General features: G+C 53.9%; 26 protein-coding genes. 17 read left to right on the forward strand and 9 right to left on the reverse strand.

Annotation, left to right across the window (positions count from 1 at the left end; genetic code table 11):
• Positions 1 to 3: 3 nt before the first annotated feature.
• The 5 genes from A3GO_RS0104710 (at position 4) to A3GO_RS0104725 (ending at position 4,895) form a co-directional block, all read left to right on the forward strand.
• A complete protein-coding gene (locus A3GO_RS0104710) occupies positions 4 to 1,179 on the forward strand; it encodes a phosphoglycerate dehydrogenase (protein WP_029132419.1) in 1,176 nt (391 codons plus the stop codon).
• Complete coding sequence (locus A3GO_RS25645; protein ID WP_335340006.1) at positions 1,167 to 1,505, forward strand: excalibur calcium-binding domain-containing protein; 339 nt, start codon at positions 1,167 to 1,169, stop codon at positions 1,503 to 1,505. The genes A3GO_RS0104710 and A3GO_RS25645 overlap by 13 nt, the downstream gene beginning before the upstream one ends.
• Before the next feature lie 280 nt (positions 1,506 to 1,785).
• Entirely contained in the window at positions 1,786 to 2,871 is a 1,086-nt protein-coding gene (gene pheA / locus A3GO_RS0104715) for a prephenate dehydratase (RefSeq protein WP_029132420.1), read from the forward strand.
• Between the two features lie 33 nt (positions 2,872 to 2,904).
• Positions 2,905 to 4,017 carry a histidinol-phosphate transaminase gene (gene hisC / locus A3GO_RS0104720; protein ID WP_029132421.1) on the forward strand — a complete coding sequence of 371 codons (1,113 nt, stop codon included), beginning with the start codon at positions 2,905 to 2,907 and terminating at the stop codon, positions 4,015 to 4,017.
• Positions 4,017 to 4,895: a prephenate dehydrogenase gene (locus tag A3GO_RS0104725; protein ID WP_029132422.1), complete on the forward strand. Its 879-nt coding sequence runs from the start codon at positions 4,017 to 4,019 to the stop codon at positions 4,893 to 4,895. Before hisC ends, A3GO_RS0104725 begins: the two co-directional genes overlap by 1 nt.
• Positions 4,896 to 5,194: 299 nt before the next feature.
• Here A3GO_RS0104725 and A3GO_RS25650 read toward each other — a convergent pair whose 3' ends face one another.
• Both A3GO_RS25650 and A3GO_RS0104730 read right to left on the reverse strand, forming a co-directional pair.
• Complete coding sequence (locus tag A3GO_RS25650) at positions 5,195 to 5,428, reverse strand: DUF1289 domain-containing protein (RefSeq protein WP_084609774.1); 234 nt, start codon at positions 5,426 to 5,428, stop codon at positions 5,195 to 5,197.
• Positions 5,429 to 5,684: 256 nt separating this feature from the next.
• The gene (locus A3GO_RS0104730) at positions 5,685 to 5,885 is read right to left on the reverse strand and encodes a (2Fe-2S)-binding protein (protein ID WP_029132423.1); all 201 of its coding nucleotides are present in this window, start codon (positions 5,883 to 5,885) and stop codon (positions 5,685 to 5,687) included.
• Positions 5,886 to 6,058: 173 nt separating this feature from the next.
• Here A3GO_RS0104730 and bfr (A3GO_RS0104735) point away from each other — a divergent pair, with 173 nt between their 5' ends.
• The 3 genes from bfr (A3GO_RS0104735) to A3GO_RS0104745 all read left to right on the forward strand — a co-directional run bounded on the left by bfr (A3GO_RS0104735) (position 6,059) and on the right by A3GO_RS0104745 (position 7,893).
• Positions 6,059 to 6,526, forward strand: a complete 468-nt coding sequence (gene bfr / locus A3GO_RS0104735; protein WP_029132424.1) for a bacterioferritin — start codon at positions 6,059 to 6,061, stop codon at positions 6,524 to 6,526.
• A gap of 25 nt (positions 6,527 to 6,551) precedes the next feature.
• A complete protein-coding gene (bfr, locus tag A3GO_RS0104740; protein WP_029132425.1) occupies positions 6,552 to 7,037 on the forward strand; it encodes a bacterioferritin in 486 nt (161 codons plus the stop codon).
• 247 nt (positions 7,038 to 7,284) lie between these two features.
• A complete protein-coding gene (locus tag A3GO_RS0104745; protein ID WP_029132426.1) occupies positions 7,285 to 7,893 on the forward strand; it encodes a DUF4202 domain-containing protein in 609 nt (202 codons plus the stop codon).
• A 123-nt stretch (positions 7,894 to 8,016) separates the two neighbouring features.
• Here A3GO_RS0104745 and A3GO_RS0104750 read toward each other — a convergent pair whose 3' ends face one another.
• Positions 8,017 to 9,210 (reverse strand): KamA family radical SAM protein, encoded by a 1,194-nt coding sequence (locus tag A3GO_RS0104750; RefSeq protein ID WP_051301842.1) that lies wholly within the window; start codon positions 9,208 to 9,210, stop codon positions 8,017 to 8,019.
• A 292-nt stretch (positions 9,211 to 9,502) separates the two neighbouring features.
• Positions 9,503 to 9,934 carry an Lrp/AsnC family transcriptional regulator gene (locus A3GO_RS0104755; RefSeq protein WP_462691998.1) on the reverse strand — a complete coding sequence of 144 codons (432 nt, stop codon included), beginning with the start codon at positions 9,932 to 9,934 and terminating at the stop codon, positions 9,503 to 9,505.
• A gap of 178 nt (positions 9,935 to 10,112) precedes the next feature.
• Between A3GO_RS0104755 and A3GO_RS0104760 the strand changes: the two genes are divergently transcribed.
• Complete coding sequence (locus tag A3GO_RS0104760; protein WP_029132429.1) at positions 10,113 to 11,369, forward strand: D-amino acid dehydrogenase; 1,257 nt, start codon at positions 10,113 to 10,115, stop codon at positions 11,367 to 11,369.
• A 132-nt stretch (positions 11,370 to 11,501) separates the two neighbouring features.
• Here A3GO_RS0104760 and A3GO_RS0104765 read toward each other — a convergent pair whose 3' ends face one another.
• Entirely contained in the window at positions 11,502 to 11,903 is a 402-nt protein-coding gene (locus tag A3GO_RS0104765; protein ID WP_157606711.1) for a hypothetical protein, read from the reverse strand.
• A gap of 199 nt (positions 11,904 to 12,102) precedes the next feature.
• Here A3GO_RS0104765 and A3GO_RS25180 point away from each other — a divergent pair, with 199 nt between their 5' ends.
• On the forward strand, positions 12,103 to 13,836 hold the full coding sequence (locus A3GO_RS25180; RefSeq protein ID WP_051301843.1) for a sensor domain-containing diguanylate cyclase: 1,734 nt from the start codon (positions 12,103 to 12,105) through the stop codon (positions 13,834 to 13,836).
• Between the two features lie 81 nt (positions 13,837 to 13,917).
• Positions 13,918 to 14,388, forward strand: a complete 471-nt coding sequence (locus A3GO_RS0104775) for an MEKHLA domain-containing protein (RefSeq protein WP_029132431.1) — start codon at positions 13,918 to 13,920, stop codon at positions 14,386 to 14,388.
• Here the strand turns inward: A3GO_RS0104775 and ppnN are convergent.
• The 3 genes from ppnN to A3GO_RS0104790 form a co-directional block, all read right to left on the reverse strand.
• Positions 14,363 to 15,799 (reverse strand): nucleotide 5'-monophosphate nucleosidase PpnN, encoded by a 1,437-nt coding sequence (ppnN, locus tag A3GO_RS22580; protein ID WP_051301844.1) that lies wholly within the window; start codon positions 15,797 to 15,799, stop codon positions 14,363 to 14,365. The genes A3GO_RS0104775 and ppnN overlap by 26 nt on opposite strands.
• A gap of 354 nt (positions 15,800 to 16,153) precedes the next feature.
• On the reverse strand, positions 16,154 to 17,329 hold the full coding sequence (locus A3GO_RS0104785; RefSeq protein ID WP_029132432.1) for a vWA domain-containing protein: 1,176 nt from the start codon (positions 17,327 to 17,329) through the stop codon (positions 16,154 to 16,156).
• 5 nt (positions 17,330 to 17,334) lie between these two features.
• On the reverse strand, positions 17,335 to 18,180 hold the full coding sequence (locus tag A3GO_RS0104790; RefSeq protein ID WP_037374691.1) for an AAA family ATPase: 846 nt from the start codon (positions 18,178 to 18,180) through the stop codon (positions 17,335 to 17,337).
• A 263-nt stretch (positions 18,181 to 18,443) separates the two neighbouring features.
• On the opposite strand from A3GO_RS0104790, the gene A3GO_RS0104795 reads away from it, so the two are divergent.
• The 4 genes from A3GO_RS0104795 to ppk2 all read left to right on the forward strand — a co-directional run bounded on the left by A3GO_RS0104795 (position 18,444) and on the right by ppk2 (position 21,745).
• Positions 18,444 to 18,725 carry a YebG family protein gene (locus A3GO_RS0104795; protein WP_029132434.1) on the forward strand — a complete coding sequence of 94 codons (282 nt, stop codon included), beginning with the start codon at positions 18,444 to 18,446 and terminating at the stop codon, positions 18,723 to 18,725.
• Between the two features lie 304 nt (positions 18,726 to 19,029).
• Complete coding sequence (locus A3GO_RS0104800) at positions 19,030 to 20,313, forward strand: nucleoside recognition domain-containing protein (RefSeq protein ID WP_029132435.1); 1,284 nt, start codon at positions 19,030 to 19,032, stop codon at positions 20,311 to 20,313.
• A 9-nt stretch (positions 20,314 to 20,322) separates the two neighbouring features.
• Positions 20,323 to 20,736: an alternative ribosome rescue aminoacyl-tRNA hydrolase ArfB gene (arfB, locus tag A3GO_RS0104805; protein WP_029132436.1), complete on the forward strand. Its 414-nt coding sequence runs from the start codon at positions 20,323 to 20,325 to the stop codon at positions 20,734 to 20,736.
• 130 nt (positions 20,737 to 20,866) lie between these two features.
• Positions 20,867 to 21,745 carry a polyphosphate kinase 2 gene (ppk2, locus tag A3GO_RS0104810; RefSeq protein ID WP_029132437.1) on the forward strand — a complete coding sequence of 293 codons (879 nt, stop codon included), beginning with the start codon at positions 20,867 to 20,869 and terminating at the stop codon, positions 21,743 to 21,745.
• A 131-nt stretch (positions 21,746 to 21,876) separates the two neighbouring features.
• On the opposite strand, the gene A3GO_RS0104815 is transcribed toward ppk2, so the two are convergent.
• Positions 21,877 to 22,779 (reverse strand): DMT family transporter, encoded by a 903-nt coding sequence (locus A3GO_RS0104815; RefSeq protein WP_029132438.1) that lies wholly within the window; start codon positions 22,777 to 22,779, stop codon positions 21,877 to 21,879.
• Between the two features lie 242 nt (positions 22,780 to 23,021).
• Here A3GO_RS0104815 and A3GO_RS26025 point away from each other — a divergent pair, with 242 nt between their 5' ends.
• Positions 23,022 to 23,174 carry a hypothetical protein gene (locus A3GO_RS26025; RefSeq protein ID WP_157606712.1) on the forward strand — a complete coding sequence of 51 codons (153 nt, stop codon included), beginning with the start codon at positions 23,022 to 23,024 and terminating at the stop codon, positions 23,172 to 23,174.
• Positions 23,175 to 23,270: 96 nt separating this feature from the next.
• Entirely contained in the window at positions 23,271 to 23,945 is a 675-nt protein-coding gene (locus tag A3GO_RS0104820) for a hypothetical protein (protein WP_029132439.1), read from the forward strand.
• Positions 23,946 to 23,954: the final 9 nt, after the last annotated feature.

Genomic DNA, 23,954 nt, shown 5'->3' on the forward strand with positions numbered 1-23,954 from the left:
TCTATGCACAAAATCTTGACCCTGAACAACATCGCTGTCGCCGGCCTGGACAGGCTGCCCCGCGACAGTTACGAGATCGCCTCTGAGATCACCCACCCGGACGCCATTCTGTTGCGCTCCTACAAGATGCACGATATGGAGATACCCCCGACCGTCAAGGCCATCGGCCGGGCCGGTGCCGGGGTCAACAATATCCCGGTGGATCGCATGACCCAGCAGGGCGTGGTGGTGTTCAATGCGCCTGGTGCCAATTCGAATGCAGTCAAGGAACTGGTGCTGGCCGGCATGCTGATGGCTTCGCGCAACATCGTCCAGGCCTGGAACTTTGCCAGAGGGCTGAGCGGTGAGGATGGGGAGATAAATAAGGCGGTCGAGGCGGGCAAGAAAAATTTTGTCGGCTTCGAGTTGCCGGGACGTACCCTGGGCGTAGTGGGGCTGGGGGCGATCGGGGTCAAGGTCGCCAACGCGGCCCACGCTCTGGGTATGAATGTTATCGGCTACGATCCCACTATTACGGTCAGGAGCGCCTGGCAGCTCTCTTCCGATATCAAGCAGGCCTTGAGCGTGGATGATCTGGTTTCCAAGTGTGACTACATCACTTTCCATGTCCCCCTGATTGATTCCACCCGGCACATGATCAATGCCGAACGCCTGAAGTGCATGAAGAAGCACAGCGTGCTGCTCAATTTTGCCCGCTCCGGGATTATTGATGACGAGGCGGCGGTGGCGGCGCTCGACAGCGGCCATCTCTACGCCTATGTGTGCGATTTCCCGAGCAATCTGTTGAAGGACCACCCCCGCTGCATCACCCTGCCGCACCTGGGGGCCTCCACGGCGGAGGCGGAAGAGAACTGTGCTGTGATGGTGGCGGATCAGGTACGCAGCTATCTGGAGGATGGCAACATCACCAATTCGGTCAACTTCCCGGATATCAATCTGCCGAGAAACGGTGGCCACCGTATCTCCGTGGTTAATTCCAATGTGCCCAACATGCTGGGTCAGATCTCCACCGATCTGGCTGAGAGCAACCTGAATATCATCGATATGCTGAACCGGTCGCGCAGCGATGTGGCGGTGACTCTGATCGACGTGGATCAGGCCCCGGACGAGGCCACGCTGCAACGCATCGCAAGTATTGCCGGGGTGCTGTCGGTGCGCTGTCTGGGATGTTCAGAATAAGTCGGTACAGCATTGAAAAGGATTTTAAATTGAAAAAAATAATTGTATTTGCTGTTATCTGCTTTGGTGCATGGAGTTATTACCAGAAGGAATATCTGCATGTAAGTTCGAATGAGCGTGGGCAATCTGAGAGCGTTGCTAAGATAATTAAAAGGGAGCAAGTAGTGCCCCCTCAAATAGAGTCGAGGTTCCGATGTGATGGTAGGCAGTATTGCAGTCAAATGACCTCAAGAGCCGAAGCGGTGTTTTTCATCAAAAATTGTCCAAATACCAAGATGGATGGAGATTATGACGGAATACCTTGTGAACGCGATTCACGTTTTTAAATGACTCTAACAGGATATTTAGTCACTGCTTGGTTTTTTTCTGAGCATCTCTCCGCTCAGTAATTTATTGTAGTGTTAAGCCGGCCTTGCGAAACCCGATTAATCCGATCGGGTTTCGCCATTTATTAGACCAGATTCTGGCTGATATTTCCTGGATGTAGCAGACTCTGCTGGCTGTGCTGGTCAACCGTCATAATGTAGAATGCCTATCTTTATGGCGGGCCGGCGTACGACTCCCCGGCACGTCATCAACACTTTCTATTTTACTTGGCCGACAACTATGAGTGACCCGGAGAGCCTGCAACAGATCAGATCACGTATCGATGCCCTGGACAGCCAGATCCAGGAGTTGATCAATCAGCGTGCGGCGGCTGCCCAGGCGGTGGCCAAAATAAAACAGAGTGAAGACGCTGATGCCTTTTTTTACCGTCCGGAGCGGGAAGCCGCCATTCTCCGGACCATCAAGCGGCGCAATACCGGACCGATGGGCAGTGAAGAGATGGCGCGGCTGTTTCGTGAGATCATGTCTGCCTGTCTGGCCCTGGAACTGCCGATGCGGGTCGCCTTTCTGGGCCCGGCCGGTACCTTTACCCAGGCGGCGGCCCTGAAGCATTTTGGCCATTCGGTCGAGACGGTTCCCATGCACTCCATCCCGGACATCTTCCGTGAGGTGGAATCGGGCAATGCGCACTACGGGGTGGTGCCGGTGGAGAACTCCACCGAAGGGGTGATCAACCATACTCTGGATATGTTCATTTCGTCCTCCCTCTCTATCTGTGGTGAGGTGATGATGCGCATTCACCACCACCTGCTTAGCCAGGAGTCCGATCTGGGCAAGATCCAGCGGGTCTACTCCCATCAGCAGTCACTGGCCCAGTGCCGGCTCTGGCTGGATCGGAATCTGCCTCAAGCTGAGCAGATCACCGTGGGCAGCAATGCCGAGGCTGCGCGCCTGGCTGGCAAGGAGAGTGGCAGTGCTGCCATCGCCGGTGAGATGGCCGCAGAGCTGTACAAGCTGAAAGGGCTGGCACGCAACATTGAGGATGAACCGGACAACACTACCCGTTTTCTGGTGGTCGGGCGCCAGCTCGCCTCTCCCAGCGGAGAGGATAAGACCACGCTGATGTGTGCCACGCGCAATGTCGCGGGCGGCCTCAACGCGCTGCTGACCCCGCTGGCCAAGCATGGTATCAGCATGTCGCGGATCGAATCCCGACCCTCCAGGCAGGGTAACTGGGACTACCTCTTCTTTATTGATATCAATGGGCATCGGGATGACCAGAATGTCCAGCAGGTGCTGGCTGCCCTGGAATCTGAGTCCCGTCTGCTAAAGGTGTTGGGCTCCTACCCCAACGCCGTGCTTTAAATACGCCGTACTTTAAATACAAGGAAATCCATTATGACCGAGACGACCAACCGATTTCTGGAGCTTGCAGTGCCCGGTGTCACTAATCTCAAGCCCTATGTGCCAGGCAAGCCGATATCCGAACTGGAACGGGAGCTGGGTATTACCGATTCGGTCAAACTGGCCTCAAACGAGAATCCACTGGGCTGCAGTGAGCTGGCCAAAGCGGCGATTCGGGCGGAACTCGCCCAGGTGGGTCTCTATCCTGATGGCGGTGGGGTGGAGCTGCGTGCCGCGCTGGCGGCCAAGCATGGCATTGCACCCAATCGGATCACCTTGGGTAACGGTTCCAATGATGTGCTGGATATGATCGCCCGGGTGTTCCTTGCGCCGGGTTACGAGTCGCTGTTCTCTCAGTACGCCTTTGCCGTCTACCCCATCAGCAGCCAGGCGGTGGGGGCTACGCTGAATATTGTTCCGGCCAAGGATTATGGTCATGATCTGGAGGAGATGCTCAACCGGGTGGGGGAGAAGACCCGGGTGATCTGGATCGCAAACCCGAACAACCCGACCGGAACCTGGCTGAACGGGGAGGAGCTGGAAGGCTTTATCGCCGCCGTGCCGTCCAATGTCATCGTCGTAGTGGATGAGGCCTATATAGAATATGTCGATGAGCCGGATTATCCCGATGCCAGTCAGTGGCTGGATAAGTATCCCAATCTGATCGTGACCCGCACCTTCTCCAAGAGCTATGGCCTTGCTTCACTGCGCGTCGGTTATGGTCTCGCCCATGCCGATATTACCGATTTGCTGAATCGGGTGCGTCAGCCCTTCAATGTCAACAGCATGGCCCTGGCGGCCGCCAAGGCGGCGCTGGAGGATCCGGCGTTTATTCAGCGCTCGGTAGAGATGAACCGGGTCGGCATGGCGCAGATGACCAGCGCTTTTGAAACCATGGGACTGGACTATATCCCATCGGTGGGCAACTTTATTACTGTGGATGTCGGGCGCCCGGCGGCCGAGGTGGATCAGGGATTGCTGCGCACCGGCTGCATCACTCGCCCGGTGGCCAACTACGGCCTGCCCAATCACCTGCGTATCACCATCGGCACTGAGCCCGAAAACAGTCGCGTGTTGGCGGCGCTGCGGCAGGTGCTGGCAGGATGATTATTCGCCGACTGGCCATCATCGGTGTAGGACTTATCGGTGGCTCGTTGGCACGTGCACTGCGCGTGGCCGGTGCGGTGGACGAAATTGTCGGCTGTGGCAGGGGGCGTGGGAACCTGGAGCGGGCTGTCGAACTGGGTGTGATCGACCGTTACACTCATGATGTGGGTGAAGCGGTAAGCGGTGCCGATATGGTGTTTCTGGCAGTGCCGCTGGGGGCCATGCGGGAGACCTTCGCTGCCATGCAGGGGCATCTGGCCGCCGATGCGGTCATCACCGATGGCGGCAGCGCCAAGTTCAGTGTGATTGACGATTGCCGCGCGGTGTTCGGTGAAGTGTTGCCCAACCTGGTGGCAGGGCACCCCATTGCCGGCACAGAAAACAGTGGTGTGGAGGCCTCTTTTGCCGAGCTTTACCGGAACCGTCGGATCATTCTGACCCCCACGGAAGCGACCTCCGCAGAGGCCCTGTCGCGAGTACAGGCCATGTGGCAAGCCTGTGGCGGCGAGATCACCCTGATGAGCGTCGAGCATCATGACGAGGTGCTGGCCGCTACTTCACATCTGCCCCATATGCTCGCCTTTGGTCTGGTGGATACCCTGGCAAGGATGAAGGAGAACGATGAGATTTTCCGTTATGCTGCCGGTGGATTCAGGGACTTTACCCGGATCGCCTCAAGCAATCCGGTAATGTGGCGTGATGTCTGTGTGGCCAACCGCCGAGCACTGGGGGAGATGATGTCCCACTACCTCAGCGAGATGCAGGAGCTGGCCGAGACCATTGAGCGCGGCGACGGTGATCAGTTGCTGGAGATATTCAGTCGGGCGAAGAGTGCCCGTGACCGCTATATCGATGGGGTGTTGGACTCCACGGAGTGATCCCGTGCTGATGTCTCGTGGGGTAAAAAAGGTTATGTCCCAATTAGTTGTTGCTCTTGTTTTGGCTTAGCTTGGCGATTCGCCCGGTAGGAGCGGCGCCTCGCCGCGAATTCGGCCCGGGGCGGGCCTCCTGCAGGTCAAACCCCTCTCCGGCGACCAAGCGTAGCGCTAGGAGTGGCTTCAGCCGAGAATTTCGCGGTTAAACCCGCTCCTACAAAAAGGCCGCTTCTCATGCAACAGTTAACTGGGCATAGCCTAAAAAAAGGGCGTCAAGCCGCCCGCCACTGACGCCGGTCTAACTACCAGTCGCCCAAACCCAATTGAGGGCGCGCCGCCAAGCGCTTCCTGCACAACTGCAGTAGCGCGGCTCGTGTGCTTGCGCTATACGATGTCCAGCCTTTGATCTCATCGAGTGATCTCCCGCAGCCGATACAGATGTCATTATCGTCCAGGGTGCACATGCGCACACAGGGGGAGTGCAATGCCTCATTCTGAGTCACCAGGTATCGATGATGGTAAATGTCACGATCCATACTATGGGAGGCTAGGAGAGGTGGGGCATGGGTTAAACCATGCGAAAATAAAGGTCGTGTATTCCACGCCACATTTCTTCTGATCAACCCTTTCCCTGGCCCGGTTCGCAAGCCAGTTTCTGCAGAATTCTCCAACGTTTGTGGTGTCCGGAGAGCGGGCTTCTTTTAGCCATGCGGTCAAAAAAATCTGCAAGGCCTGAGTGTGCCCTCTTGTCACCGGTCCCGGTGTGGATATGTCGCTTCATCTATAGATCCCTCAGGCCGCGGCTGCACAATTCGGGGCGCACGCTGGCGACTGAATCACCTCAAGCAGCACGCTGCGGGCGCAATCGGCGCAGCGGCCACAACAGGTCGCGACATTCAGCTGCTCACCCAACGCCTCCAGAGAGTTCGCTCCATTGTTGGCGGCTGCCCGGATATCCTTATCGGTTACACCATGACAAATACACACATACATATTGAGAGTCTCCGCTAAGGGTGCAAATGAGAATGATTCATAATATAATTAAGATCACCGCATTTGTCCAGAGGTACGGTCGGCGATTAGCGGACAAGGGTTGAACAGAGCGTTGGTATGGTGCCGTGGTTGGACTATACCTAAAGGGTATCCAGGTTGAATTGGGAGGGGAGATGCGAGGTGAAAAACAGGTAATTGCCGAACTTAACGGCACTTTACGCAGCCAGTTGACGGCTATAAACCAGTTTTTTTTGCATGCGCGGATGTTCGGAAACTGGGGGCTTGGTGAACTTAACAAGCATGATTACGACTGGTCAATCAAGGCGATGAAGCACGCGGATGTACTGATTGAGCGAATCCTGTTTCTGGAAGGCCTGCCCAATCTGCAGGATCTGGGCAAGCTTTTGCTGGGTGAGGATGTACAGGAGATGCTGCAGGGGGATCTGAAGCTGGTGGCGGATCTCCGTGCCGGACTGCTCGGGGCGATCGCCCTGTGCGAGGCCGAGCAGGATTATGTTTCACGAGATCTCCTGGAGGATATTCTGGAGGCCGAAGAGGCACATATCGACTGGCTGGAGAGCCAGCTCTGGCTGATCGCCAATGCCGGGTTGGAGAATTATCAACAGTCCATGGCTTCCTGAATGATGACCGACGAGGAGAAAAATAATGAAGGGTAATCAGCGGGTTATTGAGCAGCTGCAACACCTCCTGGCAGGCGAGTTGGCGGCCAGGGATCAGTATTTTATTCATTCACGCATGTACGATGACTGGGGACTGCCCAAGCTCTATGAGCGCATTAATCATGAAATGGAAGACGAGACCCAGCATGCCGATGCCCTGATCAAGCGTATCCTGTTTCTGGAAGGAGTGCCCGATCTGTCGGTTCAGGACCCACTGCGCGTCGGTAAAACCGTACCCGAGATGTTACAGAATGATCTGGATGTGGAGTATCAGGTGGTTGCCGCGCTGAAAAAGGTCATAGCCATCTGCGAAGAGGAACGGGATTTCCAGACCCGGGAGATTCTTGAAGTGATGCTGGATGACACGGAAGAGGATCACGCCTACTGGCTGGAGAAACAACTCGGCCTGATCAAGCGTGTCGGGCTGGAAAATTATCTGCAGTCACAGATGGGACAAGACAACGGAGTCTAGTTCGCTGGCGATCAGGAGTCTGATTAGCTATTCAGAGAATAATTATTCTGATCCGGTTTTCAGACCCGTCTGCTTTAGGCGCCCAGGGAGCGCCCAGTGCACTTTGTCTCCCCACCTGTTTTTCCTGGACTCATTAGCATGCTATTCCTAAGGTATTGAATAAACATGGTTATTGATATCAGTGGTTTTTGATTTTTTCATCTCGAGCAGGTATATAATAGACCGCTAATGAAGTTTTGGAGGCGGTATGTCGGCACAAGAAAAATTTGAAAAGGCCCTGGCCCTGTTCGATGAGGCCAATGGGGAAGATCCAAATCGGGTAACCGTCGCCGGTGAGGAGTGGCCAAAAGAGCTGCTCTATTCCCATCGTATGTCGGAGATGCTGTCACGTTATGCGCCGCAGACGGACGATGCCATGAAGCTGGCGATTCACGCACAGCATATTCAACGCTGGAAGACCCCCCGGAATTCATACCCTGAAGGACGCCAGGGCTACTTTCAGTGGCGCACCGGTCTCTATAAATTTCATGCGGAAACAGCCGGCCGGCTGATGGCCGAGGCGGGCTACGATGAGGCGAGTATCGAACGTGCGAAGACGGCCGTCGGTAAAAAAGCCCTGAAGGTGAATCCGGACAGTCAACTGCTGGAGGATGTGGCCGACCTGGTGTTCATTGAACACTACATGCTCGAATTCGCCGAAAAACACCCGGAATATGACGAAGAGAAGTGGCTCGACATTATTCGCAAGACCTGGGCGAAGATGTCGCCTGCGGCCCGGCAGTTTGCCCTCTCCGGGGCACTCACGCTGCCGGAACCCCTGATACCCCTGATCCAGAAGGCGGTCAGCGGCAAATAGCTCTTCTCCGTTTGTCGGGTTACGCTTACGGCGAACCCGACCTACACCACACCGCGTAGGTCGGGTTAGTAGCGTGTAACCCGACGAATAAACCGGCTGTATGATCTTCCGTGGACAGCTGATTCAGAGGGTGATCGGCTCCATATCGTCCAACCAGCCCGCCTGCTCATCCAGCCGCCGGACCATGATTCGTGACGCCTGTTCCTGCTCTTCGGCGCGTGCGTGAATATGCTTGAGTATCAGGTTGTCGCCGCTACGACCGCAGATCTCTATCTTGCCGATATCGTGTCCGAGGATGAACTTGAACCGTTTGGCGTAACCGTCCAGGCGGCTGCGTGCCCGATCCACCATGTCCACGCCACGCTTCAGTGGCACTTGGAAGTGGTGGCGCACGCGTGACACCGGCATGCACTGGTAGAGGTAGTAGGGGTTGACACCGATCCGGGTCAGACCACTCATTAACTGTACCAGTGTCTCTTCGTCGTCATTAATACCCCGTAGCAGCACTGCCTGATTATTCACGGCAATGCCTGCGTTGCGCAACCGTGCCACCGCATTTGTGGCTTCAGGGGTGATCTCGTTCGGGTGGTTGAAGTGGGTCGGTACATAGAGCGTTTTTGTCTGATTGAAATCGGCCAGATATTCAATCAGTTCATCGTCCTGAAAACGCAGCGGATAGACCACCGGTGCCCGGGTACCTATCCGCACGAAGTTCAGATGGGGTATGGAGCGTAGTGTATCCAGCATGGAGCGGATAATGGTTGTCGGCAGCATCATTGGGTCGCCACCGGATACCACGACATTGCTGATCTCGGGGTGTGCGGCAATATAATCCGCGGCGGCGCGGAAGTTCTGCACGGTCTGATCATTGGGTAATCCAACCAGCCGTTTACGGAAACAGTGCCGACAGTACATGGAACAGTATTCGGTGGCCACGACCAGGGCGGTATAGTCGTACTTGTGCAGTACGCCGTTTCCCTTGTCATGTTTGTCGTCCCCGTAGGGGTCGCCGGTGGTCGCACCCATTTGGCCTGCCACTACCAGCTCATCGCCCGTGGGAACAGCCAGCTTGCGGATCGGATCGTTCGGGTCATTCCGGTCGATCAGGCTGAGATAATAACGCGGGATATTCATCGGATGTGATTCAACCACCTGGTTGATATCACGCTCCTCTTGGGCTGAAAGATCGATAAATGCCTTCAGATCCGCGACGTTGTGAATATTGTTTTGTAGCTCTTGCTTCCAGTCCATGGTCGACCAGTCGGTCGTATTATTTGATGCTTGGTGGGATGTTATAGATTTGTGCGCTAAAGACATGATGCTCCGTAGTTAAGATTGCTCATCCAAAAATTATTGTTTATACAGGTAAAAAACGCCGGCCATAATAACACAGGCAGAAAAATATTTAGTGCACAAATAATAATTGATGATCTGGTGCGGGAGTGGGTGGAAGCGGATACCGGCTGCCAGACATTACAGTGGTAGTACCCGGTAGTGTGGAAGTGAGAGCAATAGCTGTCGATTGAAACTGCTGGCCGCGGGATGAAATGATCAGCAGGTCGTGCGCCGAGGCAGACGTACTGCTCCCGCATTGTGGATGGATTTCTGTCTATTCCAGCGGATAAGCGGTGCTCTTGCAGACGGTGCGTATGCCAAAAGCCGTTTTGATACGGGCGACACCGGGAAGCCGTGACAAGTGGTGCCGGTGTAGCCGTTCATAATCAGTGGTACCGGCAGCGGCAACCCTTAACAGGTAGTCTGCTTCGCCGGTCATCAGATAACATTCCATGATTTCGGGGTTCTTGCGAACTGCTGTCTCAAAGGCCTCCTGGCATTCGACACTCTGACTGTTCAACGTAATCTCGACGAAGATGGTGGTCGGCCTGCCGATCGCCGTCGGGTCAACCAGCATGACATAACCAGCAATCACCCCGCGCTCCTCCAGCTGTTTGACCCGCCTGAGACAGGCCGAAGGCGAGAGATTGATCCGTTCCGCCAGCTCGGCATTAGTCAATCGTCCGTCGAGCTGGAGCGTGCTCAAGATCTTTCTGTCTATCGGATCCAGTTTCATTTGTCGCATATTATGTTAGAAAATCATCTAATAAAAGCATTAAGTTGCGCTTAATCAGTATTCATTGACTGTATTTGCAAGCACCTGTCTGTCGCTTTCACGTATGCTTTTGCCTGTTTTTGGCATTTCATCACTGGAGCGGACACAAATGAAAGTCATCATTCTTGGCAGTGGCGTCATCGGCGTAACCAACGCCTATTATCTTGCTCGGGAGGGTCATGAGGTGACGGTCATCGATCGTCAGCCGGAGGCCGCCCTGGAGACCAGTTTTGCCAATGCCGGCGAGGTCTCTCCCGGTTACTCGGCACCCTGGGCCGCGCCGGGCATTCCACTCAAAGCGATCAAATGGATGATGATGAAACACAGCCCACTGGTGATCCGTCCACAGTTTGATCCGGCAATGTGGTCCTGGAGTCTGCAGATGCTGCGTAACTGCACCACTGCGCGCTATGAACAGAACAAGGGCCGCATGGTCCGACTGGCCGAGTACAGCCGGGATGCGATCAAACAGCTTCGGGCAGAGACTGGAATTCAGTACGATGAACGCAGCCGCGGCACCCTGCAGATGTTCCGCAATCAGAAACAGCTGGATACCGCGCAGACCGACATGGCCATTCTTGACCGCTATGGCGTCCCTTATGAATTGTTGGACAGGGACGGGTGCCTGATGGTGGAACCGGGCCTGGTCCATGTAAAAGAGAAGGTGGCAGGCGGGTTGCGGCTGGTGAATGATGAGACCGGCGACTGTTTTCTGTTTACCCAGCGTCTGGCTCAAGAGGCCGAGCGACTGGGTGTCGAGTTCCGCATGGGAGTCAATATACGACGGTTGCTGATGGAGCGGGGCAAGATCAGTGGCGTGGAGACCGATGCCGGTATCTTTAACGGAGACAGCTATGTGATGGCCCTGGGCAGCTATTCGCCTCTGTTGCTCAAAGCGGTCGGCATCAAGGTGCCGATCTATCCGGTCAAGGGTTATTCCATCACATTGCCGATAGTGGATGCTGATGCAGCACCGGTGTCCACCCTGATGGATGAGACCCACAAGGTTGCGATTACCCGCCTGGGTGACCGCATCCGGGTGGCGGGTACCGCGGAGCTTGCCGGCTATAACCTTGACTTGGATGAACGTCGGGGTGAGACGGTCAAGTTTGTCGTTTCTGATCTGTTTCCCAAAGGTGGGGATCTGGCCAGAACCGATTTCTGGTGCGGACTGCGTCCCATGACCCCGGATGGTACGCCCTGTGTCGGCGCTACCCCTATTTCCAATCTTTATCTCAATACCGGACACGGTACGCTTGGCTGGACCATGGCCTGTGGCTCAGGTCGACTGTTGACTGATCTGATTAGCAGCAAGCGTCCAGATATCGACACCAATGGACTCTCCATTGACCGCTATGCGGCATGATTTTTTACAGGAGATGAAAACATGAAGACAAGTCAGACCAGTGATGCGCCGATTGAGATCGAGGTGATCGCAAAACTGTAACGGATTTTACAGCATGCGTGACGGACCCCTGGTTCGTCACGCGGTTGCATGTCATTTAGTTACTTGTGATAAACGTTCAATGATTTGTAGAACCTCCCTGTGGGCCGCCTCAATCTTTGCCTCTGTTTGCTCCTCTTCCTGGGTTTGCAGCAAGGAGAGGCATGTCTCATGATAGGCGGTGAGTGCTTGTTTAAGTTCATCCAGACTTGCGGTCTTGTTTAATCTATCTGAAGGTTGTGCGTCCAACAGTTCTACGGCCGCCGCCCGCATAATGATCTTCTCATTTCCGGTTGCATTTTCCATGGCCTGAAGCGGCCCGCTTTTCTCCAGTTCCATATCCTTGTAGAAAAATTTCTGACCAATTTCAAGATCGCTGAATTTCATAAAAAAGCCTGTTTGCCCAGGGTTGGTTATGTGATTACCCAGTATTTTACCTTGTAAAAATCTGCCCATGGTATTTACTTTAACGGGTGGGTAGAGAGACAAATCCTTGAGGTATGTCAATAATTAAGGGGAGGTGTTTTTCATTAAGAAATCCGTTCCCGGTTTTTTTTGCCAGACTCTGTTTTTATATGCGTTTTTAGTTGCAGGCAAGAATTACCCTATCTAGAGTATGCAAACGACATGACCAGCCCACTAGCGGGATTTCTACATGGATCAGTTTAATCAGGCGCATATACTGCTTGCAGGAACAGCAGATACCGCGAACGAGTTTTTCAGGCATGCCGCCCAGGCAATAGCGGTGGCTAGCGAAAGTCGCTGGGGCGGGATCGGTTTCAGTAAACCGGAATCATCCGAGATCGAGGTTGTGGCGCTCTGGGATGGAGAGGGGTGGGGTGACCCTTTTCTAATCCAAATCCCCGGCTCTCCCTGTGAGCTGGTCTATCAGACGACTCCTGAAAATATGCATGTTTACTTTGCTGATGGTCTTCAGGATACCTTCAGCACCTGTGATTTACTGAAGTCATTGGGAGCAGAAAGTTATCGCGGACAGGCGTTTTATGGAGAAGACCGGCGGATAGCGGGTCATATATTCGCTCTGGATGACAAACCACAACCCGACAGTGCAGGTGTTCGCTTCTTTTTCGATTTGCTGAGCCGAAGGATGAGCACGGAACTTCGCAGATTCAATCAGCAGAATACACTGCGACGTTACACCAACATGATCGCTATTACCCGAAATATGATGTCCTTTATTGATAGGACGTATACCTATCGGGCGGTGAGTCAGGGATATGTCGATACATTCAATGCCCCACATGAAAAACTGATTGGAAAAAGAGTTGATGAGATACATGGTCATGAGTTATTTCAAACAGTACTGAAGCCGCTATTGGACAGCAGCTTTCAGGGAGAAAGTATCAATACCCGGCACTGGATCTACCCTCCCGATATGGCACCGAAATATATCGATGTCTGGCAGACACCCTATGTGGAGGCGGATGGCACGATCAGCGGCACTGTGGTCAGTGGCCATGACATCACTGAACAGAAGGCGATTGAGGAGACACTGCAGAAGTTATCCCTGGCCATCACTCACAGTCCGGTATTGACGGTAATCACCGATCCCAACGGCGTGATTGAGTATGTCAGCCCGATTGTCGAGAAGATCACCGGTTACCGACCGGAAGAGGTGATCGGCAAAACACCCAGTCTGTTTAAATCCGGCAGGACAGACCGCAAGCTTTATCGTGAGCTCTGGCTGGCAATTAAAAACAAGCGGCCGTGGCAGGGCGAGTTGGAGAATCGGCGCAAGAGTGGTGAGTACTATTGGGAGAGTATTTCTATTGCCCCGGTACTGAATGAGCGGGCTGAGCTGGTTGCTTTTGTCGGCATCAGCATGGATGTTTCAGAACGCAAACAGATGGAGCAGCAACTCAAGGAGCTGGCATCTACCGATCCGTTAACAGGTATTTTTAACCGACGTCATTTTATGGAAGAAGTGGAATCCCAGCTGGCCTATTCAAAGCGTTACCAAACTCCGCTTTCCTGCATGATTATCGATATTGATCATTTCAAGCAACTCAATGATAACGGCGGCCATGCACTGGGAGACGAGGCAATTCTGAAATTTGCCGAAGTAACCCATGAGACGATACGAGTTGTGGATGTATTCGGTCGCATGGGAGGTGATGAGTTCGCCATTGCGTTGCCCGATACGGATGACAGAGAGGCGCTGGTGCTTGCGGAACGGTTGAAAGAGAAGGTCAGTAAGTTGACCATCCAAAACAATTTGCACTCCAGTCAAATGACCATCAGTATCGGTTTGGCCACATTTCCGAGTCATGGTGACATTAGTGAATCGGTGAACAAGCTGCTCAGCCGTGCCGACAAGGCGTTGTACGAGGCAAAACGGGGTGGCAGAAATCTCGTTGGTATTGCATGAAAATGCGGGAGTGGATAACTCAAACCCGATTCCATCCCGATTATACCAGGGCAATATTTCACTACCATGCAGCAGCACGCCATGTCGAACCGGATAATCCCCTCTGCTGAAAACTGCTATCGGCAGGATCAAGCTATAATCTTGTGTGATAGCTTCTATCGATTGACCGGCAGAAAGCTGCTTGACTGTGACGAGGCATCATTGGGTGAGTCGCTTTATTTCGCTCCCTTCGTTGTTGTGTCACATGACACCGCTGTTGAACCGATATTCAATTATGCCAATAAGATGGCACTGGACCTGTTCGAGATGAGCTGGGAACAGTTCACCTCGCTTCCGTCACGCCAGTCAGCGGAACAGCCGCAGCGGGAGGAGCGGGAACGCCTGCTCAGCGAAGTCGCTGCGCGGGGTTATATCGACAACTATACCGGTGTCCGCATATCCCGCACCGGCAAAAGATTTTTTATCCGCAACGCCACGGTGTGGAATCTCCAGCAACTGGGGGAATTTGTCGGACAGGCCGCCATGTTCAGGGCGTGGTCACCGGTTCAATAATCCGTGGTCGATTGCCAGTGGCCGTAGCTGTTGCTTTCACGATCTCATAACAGGGCACATACTCACCTGTTACCTTCATGCGTCCCTGACGGGCAAATGAGGTCAATAATTCGTCCATGGCATTCATCAGCTCCGGCTCCCCGTTAATCTGAAACGGTCCATGCTCACGAATGGCATTGATCCCTTGTTCCTTTACGTTTCCGGTAACGATCCCAGAGAGTGCGCGGCGCAGATTGGCCGCCAGTTCCTGCATGGGAAGATCCCGGGAGAGTTGCAGTTTCGCCATGGATTCATGATCCGGCACAAAGGGTTCCTGAAACTCCTTTTCGATATGTAGTGACCAGTTGTAATGAAAGGAGTCGTCGCGCTGCCGGCGCTCCTTGGTGACGTGCAGCAGGGCGTCGCTGACCAGTTTGGCAATAAGGGTGTGATTGCCGATTACTTTTCTTACCAGATTCAGCGCCGTGCTTCCCAGTGTCATCTCGATAAAACGAATTACCGCATCAAAATAGCTACTGGAAGATTCCGGACCGGTGAGGAAGATAGGCAGTTCAATATCGTGGTTATCCGGATGCGATAGCACGCCGAGGACGAACAGCAACTCCTCCATGGTGCCGACCCCGCCGGGGAAAACTATCAGCACATGGCCCAGCCGGATAAAGGCCTCCAGACGTTTCTCGATATCGGGCATTACAATCAGTTCGTTGACAATGGCGTTGGGTGCCTCCGCGGCAATGATGCCAGGCTCGGTGAGTCCGATATGTCTCTCATTGGTGTGTCGTTGCTTGGCGTGGGCGATCGCAGCGCCTTTCATCGGCCCCTTCATGGCGCCCGCGCCGCAACCGGTGCAGATATCGATTCCCCGCAGGCCGAGGTGGTAGCCGATCTCCTTGGTATAGTCGTATTCCTCAGCCGGAATGGCATGTCCACCCCAACAGACTACTGTATTGGGTCGTTTGCCGGGGTGGAAAGCACCGGCATGCCGCAGCCGATAAAAGATCTCGTGACTGATCTGCATATTGGGCGCGATCTGTTTGTGATTACTGGTGGTGTCATGCAGATAGAGAATGTCGCGCAGTATCGAGAAGAGGTGATAGCGGATACCTTCGATTAACTGATCATCGACGAATGCGTCCGCCGGCGCGTTGGCTACCTCCAGCACAATACCCTGGTGCCGCTCCCTGACCTGGATATCGAAGTCCGGATACAGGGACATCAGCTCTTCGCAGTTGTCGATCTGGGAGCCGGAGCTGAGAACCGCCAGTGCGCATTTGCGGAACAGTCGATGCAGTCCGGTACCGGTGACATCTCTCAGTTGTTCGATCTCCCGTTGGGAGAGGATGGCCATGCGGGAGGCGGGGCGGATAGTGCTGTTGACTACTTTTTTATGAAATACAGTCTCTTTTAACATTGGACATCCTGCTGGGCCGGCATTACCCAGCCACCAAAAGTGTTATCTGGTAGATGCCGGGGTGGGGCAATTGTTCAAACGGATCTGTAGTCGATCTCTGTGAACTGCCGGAATCCGGCGATCCCTGTTGTTTTTCTGGAATAGTTTAAGCATAGACGATTAGCGCATTATCGTCCGGAAACACCGTCGACGCGCAGAGCGTACAGGGCCTGGGTTAAGGTTCCATGAATGGACTTTTTCGGATCGTGACGGGGTAGAGTCAATTCAAGTCAGCGCCAAAATTTCAAACAGCCGTATTCTGACCCGTTTGATCCCGTCCGTGCCAGTGAAGTCATGAGATTCGGACGAGTGTCGCTACTGACTCAGTAGCCTCATGCCGCCTTCAAGACCCTCCAGGGTAAGCGGGAACATGCGGTTCAACATGATTTCCCGAATCAGCTGGATCGATTCGATATAGGGCCATTGATGCTCCGGCTGCGGATTGATCCAGATGGCATTGGGGTAGGCCTCAAGCAGCCGTCCCATCCAGGCCATGCCGGTCTCCTGGTTCCAGTGTTCCACCGAGCCGCCGGCATAGGTGATCTCGTAGGGGCTCATGGTGGCATCACCCACAAAGATCAACTGGTAATCTGAACCGTAGGTGTGGATGACATCCCAGGTGGAGAGGGGCTCGGTGTGGCGGCTGCGGCTGTCTTTCCAGACCGCTTCATAGACACAGTTATGGAAATAGAAGTGCTCCAGGTGCTTGAACTCCGAGTGCGCGGCCGAGAACAGCTCCTCGCAGATCTGCACATGGTCATCCATGGAGCCGCCGACATCCAGAAACAGCAGCACCTTCGCCTTGTTGTGCCGTTCCGGTACCATCTTCAGGTCCAGCAGCCCGCCGTGATGGGCAGTTGAGCGGATGGTCGCCTCCAGGTCCAGCTCTTCCGGCGCGCCACTGCGGGCGAACCGGCGTAACCGCTTCAGCGCCACCTTGATATTGCGGGTGCCCAGTTCAACCGAATCATCCAGATTGCGAAACTCGCGCTTGTCCCATACCTTGACCGCCCTGCGATGGCGTGAACGATCCTGTCCAATGCGTATCCCTTCCGGGTTATATCCATAGGCGCCGAATGGGGAAGTGCCGCCGGTGCCGATCCACTTGCTGCCGCCCTGGTGCCGCTCCTGCTGCTCTTCCAGCCGTTTTTTCAAGGTCTCCATCAGCTTCTGCCAACCCATGGCATCGAGTTTTTTCTTCTCCTCTTCACTGAGGTGTTTCTCCAGCTGCTTGCGCAGCCAATCCTCGGGAATCTCGGCGGTAATATCGCCGCCGGCATCGACGATCCCCTTGAAATAACTGCCGAAGGCCTGATCAAAGCGGTCGAACAGCCGTTCATCCTTTATCAGGCAGGTGCGGGAGAGATAGTAAAAATCATCCACGCTGGAGAAGATGACCTGCGCCTGCATGGCTGCCAACAGATCCAGAAACTCCCGGATGGTGATCGGCAGTCCGGACTCTTTCAGATGATAGAAGAACTCAACCAGCATGACGGTCAGGAGCGGCTGCGACGATGCATGAAGGCGAGACGCTCAAACAGATGGATGTCCTGCTCGTTTTTCAACAGGGCTCCGTGCAGGGGTGGGATCGCCTGGCGCTGGTCGCCGCTGTGAAGTGCCTCCGGGGGGATATCCTCCGCCATCAGCAGTTTGAGCCAGTCCAACAGTTCCGATGTGGACGGTTTCTTTTTCAGGCCGGGAACTTCGCGCAACTCGAAAAACACCTCCAGCGCCTGTTTCAGCAGCTGTTTTTTCAGGTCAGGGTAGTGTACCGCGACGATTTGCTCCATGGTTTCCTTGTCAGGGAAACGGATGTAATGGAAGAAGCAGCGGCGCAGAAAGGCGTCAGGCAGCTCCTTCTCATTGTTGCTGGTGATGATGATCAGCGGCCGGTGTTTCGCCTTGATCAACTGCTGGGTTTCATAGACATAAAACTCCATACGGTCGAGCTCGCGCAACAGATCGTTGGGGAATTCAATATCTGCCTTGTCCACTTCATCAATCAGAACCACGGAATGTTCATCATGGGCAAAGGCGTCCCACAACCGGCCTCTGACGATGTAATTGCCGATGTCGTGCACCCGGTCATCGCCCAGTTGTGAATCCCGCAGGCGGGAGACTGCGTCATATTCGTACAGCCCGTGCTGGGCCTTGGTAGTGGATTTGATATGCCACTGAAACAGCGGTTGGTTGAGTGACTTGGCCACCTCTTCGGCCAGCATGGTCTTGCCGGTTCCCGGCTCGCCCTTGATCAGCAGTGGGCGCTCCAGTTGAATCGCGGCATTGACGGCGAGCATCAGGTCATCTGTCGCCACATAGGTATCTGTTCCGTTAAATCGCATAGCTGTTTCCGAGTGTATTGGTATGGTATCCGGCCTATTCTCCAACAATATCGTTTCAATTGAAATAAATCTGATCGGTGCATAGATAAAAAGGGTGTTCGACTTGACGTTCTATTTACGTTCTCTGTATGATGTCTCTGGCTTCGCGAAATCCCTTATCGGTGCAAGTTCGATCAGGGTTCACCGAGGTCGACAGTAATCCATCTCGTCACTCTTTCGGGTTGGTGAGGTTAAATACAGCTTCAGTGCAGGGTGGGAAGACTATGGCCGTTATTGCAATGTGGAAATGTGACCGGGACAACAGCATGTTTGAAAACAGAAAAGAGGCCGATGCCCATGATCGAATGCTCGAACTGGGTGAACACTTTTCACGCCTGCTGGAGCAGGTGATTCCCGAAGTTGATGAGCATTCTGCCGAGGAATTCGGGCTGGTGCTGGCGAGGAACAAGGAGTTGATCATCCAGGCCTGTAAGGGCAGGCCGGAGGTGATGTCGGATATAGAGTTACAGGATAAAAAAGTTACCCAGCTGACTGCATCCCGTTGACGGTTTTGGAAGCCGGTAGCACCGCGACACTCCCCCATACCCACACGCTACCGGCTTCTACCTTTCTGTAATTCTGAGCGATTTTGCGGAGATTATTCGCAGTTCCAGCAAGACTGCTGTTTAGCTTGCCTTTTTTGTGGTGCGTTCTGTCATGGTGGGGATGATGGCTTTTAGCTGATCACCTGCCAGGCACCGCCAGTGTCTTTATAAGAGCGCATTGCCCGAGTCACCGATCAAGGCATGTTGCCCTAAATTCCCACATCGCGTATAAGCGGTAGCAGTTTAACCAAGACCTGTTGTCATCATGAATATCGTCTTTTTTCTGTTGGTGCTTATCGCCTTTTTGACGGCGGCCTGGCGGCAGTTCAGCCTGCCTGCGGCTGACGTCAGCCCGATGGATGCGCTCTCCAAGGCGATGATTGACTCGGCCACCGGGGCGGCGGAACTGGCCTTGGGCCTGGTGGGTGTCATGGCACTGTTTCTCGGCCTGATGAAAATTGCCGAGCAGGGTGGATTGCTGAAGATACTTGCCCGCCTGATTCGGCCATTGATGATCAGGCTGTTTCCCGATGTGCCGGCGGAACATCCCGCCATGGGGGCAATGATTCTGAATATGTCAGCCAATATGTTGGGGTTGGGCAATGCCGCCACGCCATTTGGGATCAAGGCGATGCAGGAGCTCAATCGCCTCAACCCCCACAAGGGGAGTGCGACCGATTCAATGGTTCTGTTTCTTGCCATCAATACCTCCAGTATCACTCTGCTGCCCACGGGCGTGATCGCCTTGCGGGCATCCGCCGGCTCGGCCGACCCGGCCGGTATTCTGCCGACCACCCTGTTCGCCACACTCTGCTCAACCCTGGCCGCGATTCTGGCGGTCAAAGGCTATCGCCGATTTTTCCCGGTAGCACAGGGAACCCCGGACAGGGATGAAGCTGATCAGACAATCGAGTCGTCAGACATCCCGCTGGCAACGGAAGAGGGTGTCGGTTACCCGGCCTGGGTATCTCTGACCGCACTGATCGGTTTTCTGCTGCTGATACCGTTGACGGTACTCTATGGCCAGGTCATCTCTCCGTGGATTCTGCCGGGTCTGATGCTCGGTTTCCTGCTGTTTGGTGTGATCCGCAAGGTGCCGATCTATGAAAGTTTTGTCGAGGGAGCCAAGGATGGATTCCAGGTCGCCCTAAAAATTATTCCCTATCTGGTGGCCATTTTGGTGGCGGTTGGTATGTTCCGGGCCAGCGGTGCCATGGAATGGCTGGTGGGCCAGATCGGCCAGATAACCACCTTGGTCGGACTGCCCGCAGAGGCTTTGCCGATGGCACTGCTGCGGCCCCTGTCAGGGTCGGGTGCCTACGGGGTTATGGCCTCGATCATTAACGATCCCGCCATCGGTCCGGACAGCTATATCGGTTACCTGGTCTCCACCCTGCAAGGATCGACCGAGACCACCTTCTATGTGCTCGCGGTCTACTTTGGCGCAGTCCAGGTCAGGCGTATCCGCCACGCGCTGGCCGCCGGTCTGACCGCCGATATTGTGGGCGTGATAGCGGCGGTGGTCGCCGTTTCATTTCTCTACGGATAGAATGTCGGCATGCTGTATATCTCCAACAGTGTGACCATTCCCGAGAGCGAAATCGAGTTCTCTGCCATACGTGCCCAGGGCGCGGGTGGCCAGAATGTCAACAAGGTCTCGACTGCTGTCCATCTGCGCTTTGATATCAAGGCCTCCTCCCTGCCTGCCTTTTACAAAGAGCGGTTGTTGCATTTCAACGATCAGCGCATCTCCAAAGAGGGGGTCGTGATTATCAAGGCGCAAAGCCATCGCAGCCAGGAGAAGAACCGTGAAGAGGCATTGGCGCGTCTGAAGGAGCTGATCATCTCGGCGACAAAGATTCAGAAACCACGCAAACCGACACGGCCGACTCGAAGTTCACAGAAAAAGCGTCTGGAAAGTAAAGGGAAGCGGGGCAGGATCAAGGCGCTTCGAGGTCGGGTGGATGATTAGGCGGGCTGGGGATCATATACTGATCAACCTTTGATATAGCGCAACATCAGGTGATTGGCGCCTATGTTAATGGTTTGATTCGGAGCATTATGCAGTCTTGGTCTGGTGAGAATTCTCAGGGGATGCCCAAATGAGCAATAAAAAGCGTGCAAAAAACCGCGTTGGAAACGGTAAAGATAAGACCCCCTATGTCGAAGAGTCACTGGATGAAGTAGCCGATGCACCCATAAAGAAAATCAAGAATTCAGTATATGAAAAGGAGCTGTTCCGGCTACAGCTTGAGTTGGTTAAACTCCAGGCCTGGATAGCCAAAGAGAAGCTCAAGGTGGTGGTTATTTTTGAAGGCCGGGATGCGGCCGGAAAAGGCGGGGTGATCAAGCGGATTACCCAGCATCTCAACCCCCGCATCTGCAGAGTGGTGGCGCTGCCCGCGCCAACGGAAAGAGAAGCCACTCAATGGTATTTTCAGCGCTATGTCGGCCACCTGCCGGCCGGGGGAGAGATAGTGCTGTTTGATCGTAGTTGGTACAACCGAGCGGGTGTTGAGCGGGTGATGGGGTTCTGTGACAACGAGGAGTACAGTGAATTTCTCCGTTCCTGTCCCGAGTTTGAGCGTATGTTGGTGCGCTCGGGGATTATCCTGCTGAAATATTGGTTTTCAGTGTCGGATGAAGAGCAGGAGCGCCGTTTCCAGAGTCGTCTTGAGGAACCTCACAAGCGCTGGAAGCTGAGCCCGATGGATCTGGAGTCACGCGCCCGCTGGGTCGAATATTCCCGGGCCAAGGATATGATGTTTGCCCATACCGATATCAAACAGGCGCCCTGGTATGTGGTTAAGTCGGATGTCAAAAAACATGCCCGGCTCAACTGTATTGCTCATTTGTTGAGCAAGATACCCTACGAAGATCTGACGCCGAAGGAGATCGTTTTACCGAAGCGAAAGGATAGTCTGGGCTACGTGCGCCCACCGATGTCTGATCAGACATTTGTTCCTGAAATTTATCCCTGAGACAATCACATCAATACCGAGATGCGGAGACTCCCCGTGGGTTTATGGATTGTGAGTCATTGTGGCACAGGTCGCACCGTGACACGCCGCGAATCCCGCACCAATGCAGCAAATATCATGGCAGATGTGCCCTATGGGCGGTTTTGTTTAAGAGGTCTGACCGGGTTGCGGATCACCAGATAGACTCCATAAGTCGTAAGACCGATACCCGCGATGCCCCAGACCGTAAGCCGTTCATCGAACAGTACCCAGGCGAGCAGGGCCGTCACCGGAGGTGTCAGATAGAAATAGGCGGCAACCTTGGTCGCCTCACCCTCTCTGATCATCAGCATCAGCAACAGGATGGCACTGAGCGAAAGTCCGAAAACCAGCCATAGCAGCGCGGCGATAAACTGGGGCTGCCAGTCTATTTCACGGGTTTCGAACAGCAGTGCAAGCAGGCTCATGACGAGCGCATTGGCCAGATACTGATAAAAGGTGCCGGTCAAAAGGTCAATCTTGGCGCAGAAACGTTTTTGCAGCAGGGTGCCGACGGTGATGCCGAACAGCGCCGTTAGGGCGAACAGCAGGGAGACCGTATTGAACTGTAGTGCCAAGGCGTTGGTTTTTCCCAGCAGCAAAACCGCAGCAACTCCAAATATACCCAGCATCAGACCGGTCATTTGTTTTCGGCTGATTTGATTACCCATCCAGAGCCAGGCGATCAAGGCGGTCAGAATTGGTTGCAGCCCCACTAGCAGGGAAGTCAAGCCGGCGGCCATACCGGCGTTGATGGCGGCAAAGACACCGCCGAGATAGGCTGCGTGGACCAGGGAGCCCACCAGCATGGAGTGCAGAGCTCCTTGCCACGAAGGCCATTTCGGGCGGTATACACGGATCAATATGAGGAATACCCCAAGGGTAATGTACATACGGATTGCGAGCACCGTGAACGGTTCCGCATAGGGCAGTGCGAATTTCGCCCCGATAAATCCGGTTGCCCATAACAAGACAAACAGTATAGGTATCCATCTCAGTAGTCGGGGTGAGGGCATAGCCGGGTCTCATGGCAGCAAAACTTGAATATAAAGGGCTGGCTCTGCTGGTTACAGGGGCAGATCCGGTTGAAAATCAAGGTGCAGATTGACAGGAATTTAGAATATTTGCATACCGGGTGTGTTGTACCTATTCTGATTACTCGTCAATTTCCCCGAGACAGAATACACCACAATATGCCTTTACCGGCATGTTATGTTGGATGATGCCGGCGGACGGCAGTTGTCACCGGCTGAACAGTATGACCATTATTGCGAATGACCTGTTGGGTGATTTTAGTCAGGGAAGAGGCCGGCCACGAACGGCCAGCTCCTGGCGCAAGGCTGTCAGGGAGAGGCTACTGCTCTGTTCGTCCCTGTCGAAACGCTGTATTCCGGTAGTGCATGAGTATTGATAAAAATATACCTAAATATTCAAAAATATAGGTTATACAATTAAAGTTATTTGTAATTATAGTTAATACGACTTCCGAATAAAAAGGGTTTAGCCGATGGCAAAAGAAGATGCGCGTATTCCTGCTGAAATCGGCTGTCTTGATACGGAGAATCTCCGAGTCACTCTGATTTCGACAGTTGGTGCGCACTGTGATGTGTGGCAAACGGCGGGTTACCACTTTGAGCGGGAAAAGAATCGCGCCTTCGATATGGTGATAAAACGCCATACCCTGAGCTGCAATTCCCTTGATGTAAAGATTTACCGGCGTGATTACGGGATGTTGAAAAAACGGCTGCACGATATTATTCCGGAAGCCATTTTTGTGCGTACCCGCATCGATGGCGAGGAGAATATGCTGGTCCTTGCCCAGGCGTTTACCCCCTGGTTCAATCTGGCCAACCCGGCGATTGCTGAGGATGCAATCCCGTTGATGGCGAAACTGCACAAGGCCAGGCTTCAACTCGGCCTGTTTATCCAGACCGCCAAAGAGATTCGTACCAATCAACAAAAGGTTATCGATCTATATGGACTGGATAATCTGGTACTGGACAGAAATAAGGAAGTCCGTTACCTGGACAGCTTTGAAGTGTTTTTTCACGAAGACCTGCTCTACATGATCGATGATCCCTGCGAGGATTTGCGTGAAAAAATAGATGTTTCAGTCAAGCGCCTCGCCTATCTGGAGTTCCTGCTGGCGAGTGCCAATGAGCTGGCGGCCACTCTTTCCTGACCAGATCCC

This window comes from Sedimenticola selenatireducens DSM 17993 (assembly GCF_000428045.1).
Classification (GTDB): domain Bacteria; phylum Pseudomonadota; class Gammaproteobacteria; order Chromatiales; family Chromatiaceae; genus Sedimenticola; species Sedimenticola selenatireducens.

Excerpts from the sequence above, each read along its gene's own strand:
- A3GO_RS0104790 (WP_037374691.1), bottom strand. The coding sequence starts at position 18,180 with ATGCGATTTAACGGAACAGATACCTATGTGGCGACAGATGACCTGATG.
- arfB (WP_029132436.1), top strand. The coding sequence starts at position 20,323 with ATGCTGTATATCTCCAACAGTGTGACCATTCCCGAGAGCGAAATCGAG.
- ppk2 (WP_029132437.1), top strand. The coding sequence starts at position 20,867 with ATGAGCAATAAAAAGCGTGCAAAAAACCGCGTTGGAAACGGTAAAGAT.
- A3GO_RS26025 (WP_157606712.1), top strand. The coding sequence starts at position 23,022 with ATGACCATTATTGCGAATGACCTGTTGGGTGATTTTAGTCAGGGAAGA.
- A3GO_RS0104745 (WP_029132426.1), top strand. The coding sequence starts at position 7,285 with ATGTCGGCACAAGAAAAATTTGAAAAGGCCCTGGCCCTGTTCGATGAG.
- hisC (WP_029132421.1), top strand. The coding sequence starts at position 2,905 with ATGACCGAGACGACCAACCGATTTCTGGAGCTTGCAGTGCCCGGTGTC.
- A3GO_RS25645 (WP_335340006.1), top strand. The coding sequence starts at position 1,167 with ATGTTCAGAATAAGTCGGTACAGCATTGAAAAGGATTTTAAATTGAAA.
- ppnN (WP_051301844.1), bottom strand. The coding sequence starts at position 15,799 with ATGTTAAAAGAGACTGTATTTCATAAAAAAGTAGTCAACAGCACTATC.
- A3GO_RS0104765 (WP_157606711.1), bottom strand. The coding sequence starts at position 11,903 with ATGGGCAGATTTTTACAAGGTAAAATACTGGGTAATCACATAACCAAC.
- A3GO_RS0104800 (WP_029132435.1), top strand. The coding sequence starts at position 19,030 with ATGAATATCGTCTTTTTTCTGTTGGTGCTTATCGCCTTTTTGACGGCG.
- A3GO_RS0104785 (WP_029132432.1), bottom strand. The coding sequence starts at position 17,329 with ATGCTGGTTGAGTTCTTCTATCATCTGAAAGAGTCCGGACTGCCGATC.
- A3GO_RS0104795 (WP_029132434.1), top strand. The coding sequence starts at position 18,444 with ATGGCCGTTATTGCAATGTGGAAATGTGACCGGGACAACAGCATGTTT.
- A3GO_RS0104760 (WP_029132429.1), top strand. The coding sequence starts at position 10,113 with ATGAAAGTCATCATTCTTGGCAGTGGCGTCATCGGCGTAACCAACGCC.
- A3GO_RS0104820 (WP_029132439.1), top strand. The coding sequence starts at position 23,271 with ATGGCAAAAGAAGATGCGCGTATTCCTGCTGAAATCGGCTGTCTTGAT.
- A3GO_RS0104710 (WP_029132419.1), top strand. The coding sequence starts at position 4 with ATGCACAAAATCTTGACCCTGAACAACATCGCTGTCGCCGGCCTGGAC.
- A3GO_RS0104750 (WP_051301842.1), bottom strand. The coding sequence starts at position 9,210 with ATGTCTTTAGCGCACAAATCTATAACATCCCACCAAGCATCAAATAAT.
- A3GO_RS25650 (WP_084609774.1), bottom strand. The coding sequence starts at position 5,428 with ATGGATCGTGACATTTACCATCATCGATACCTGGTGACTCAGAATGAG.
- A3GO_RS0104775 (WP_029132431.1), top strand. The coding sequence starts at position 13,918 with ATGTCGAACCGGATAATCCCCTCTGCTGAAAACTGCTATCGGCAGGAT.
- bfr (WP_029132424.1), top strand. The coding sequence starts at position 6,059 with ATGCGAGGTGAAAAACAGGTAATTGCCGAACTTAACGGCACTTTACGC.
- bfr (WP_029132425.1), top strand. The coding sequence starts at position 6,552 with ATGAAGGGTAATCAGCGGGTTATTGAGCAGCTGCAACACCTCCTGGCA.
- A3GO_RS0104730 (WP_029132423.1), bottom strand. The coding sequence starts at position 5,885 with ATGTATGTGTGTATTTGTCATGGTGTAACCGATAAGGATATCCGGGCA.
- pheA (WP_029132420.1), top strand. The coding sequence starts at position 1,786 with ATGAGTGACCCGGAGAGCCTGCAACAGATCAGATCACGTATCGATGCC.
- A3GO_RS0104815 (WP_029132438.1), bottom strand. The coding sequence starts at position 22,779 with ATGCCCTCACCCCGACTACTGAGATGGATACCTATACTGTTTGTCTTG.
- A3GO_RS25180 (WP_051301843.1), top strand. The coding sequence starts at position 12,103 with ATGGATCAGTTTAATCAGGCGCATATACTGCTTGCAGGAACAGCAGAT.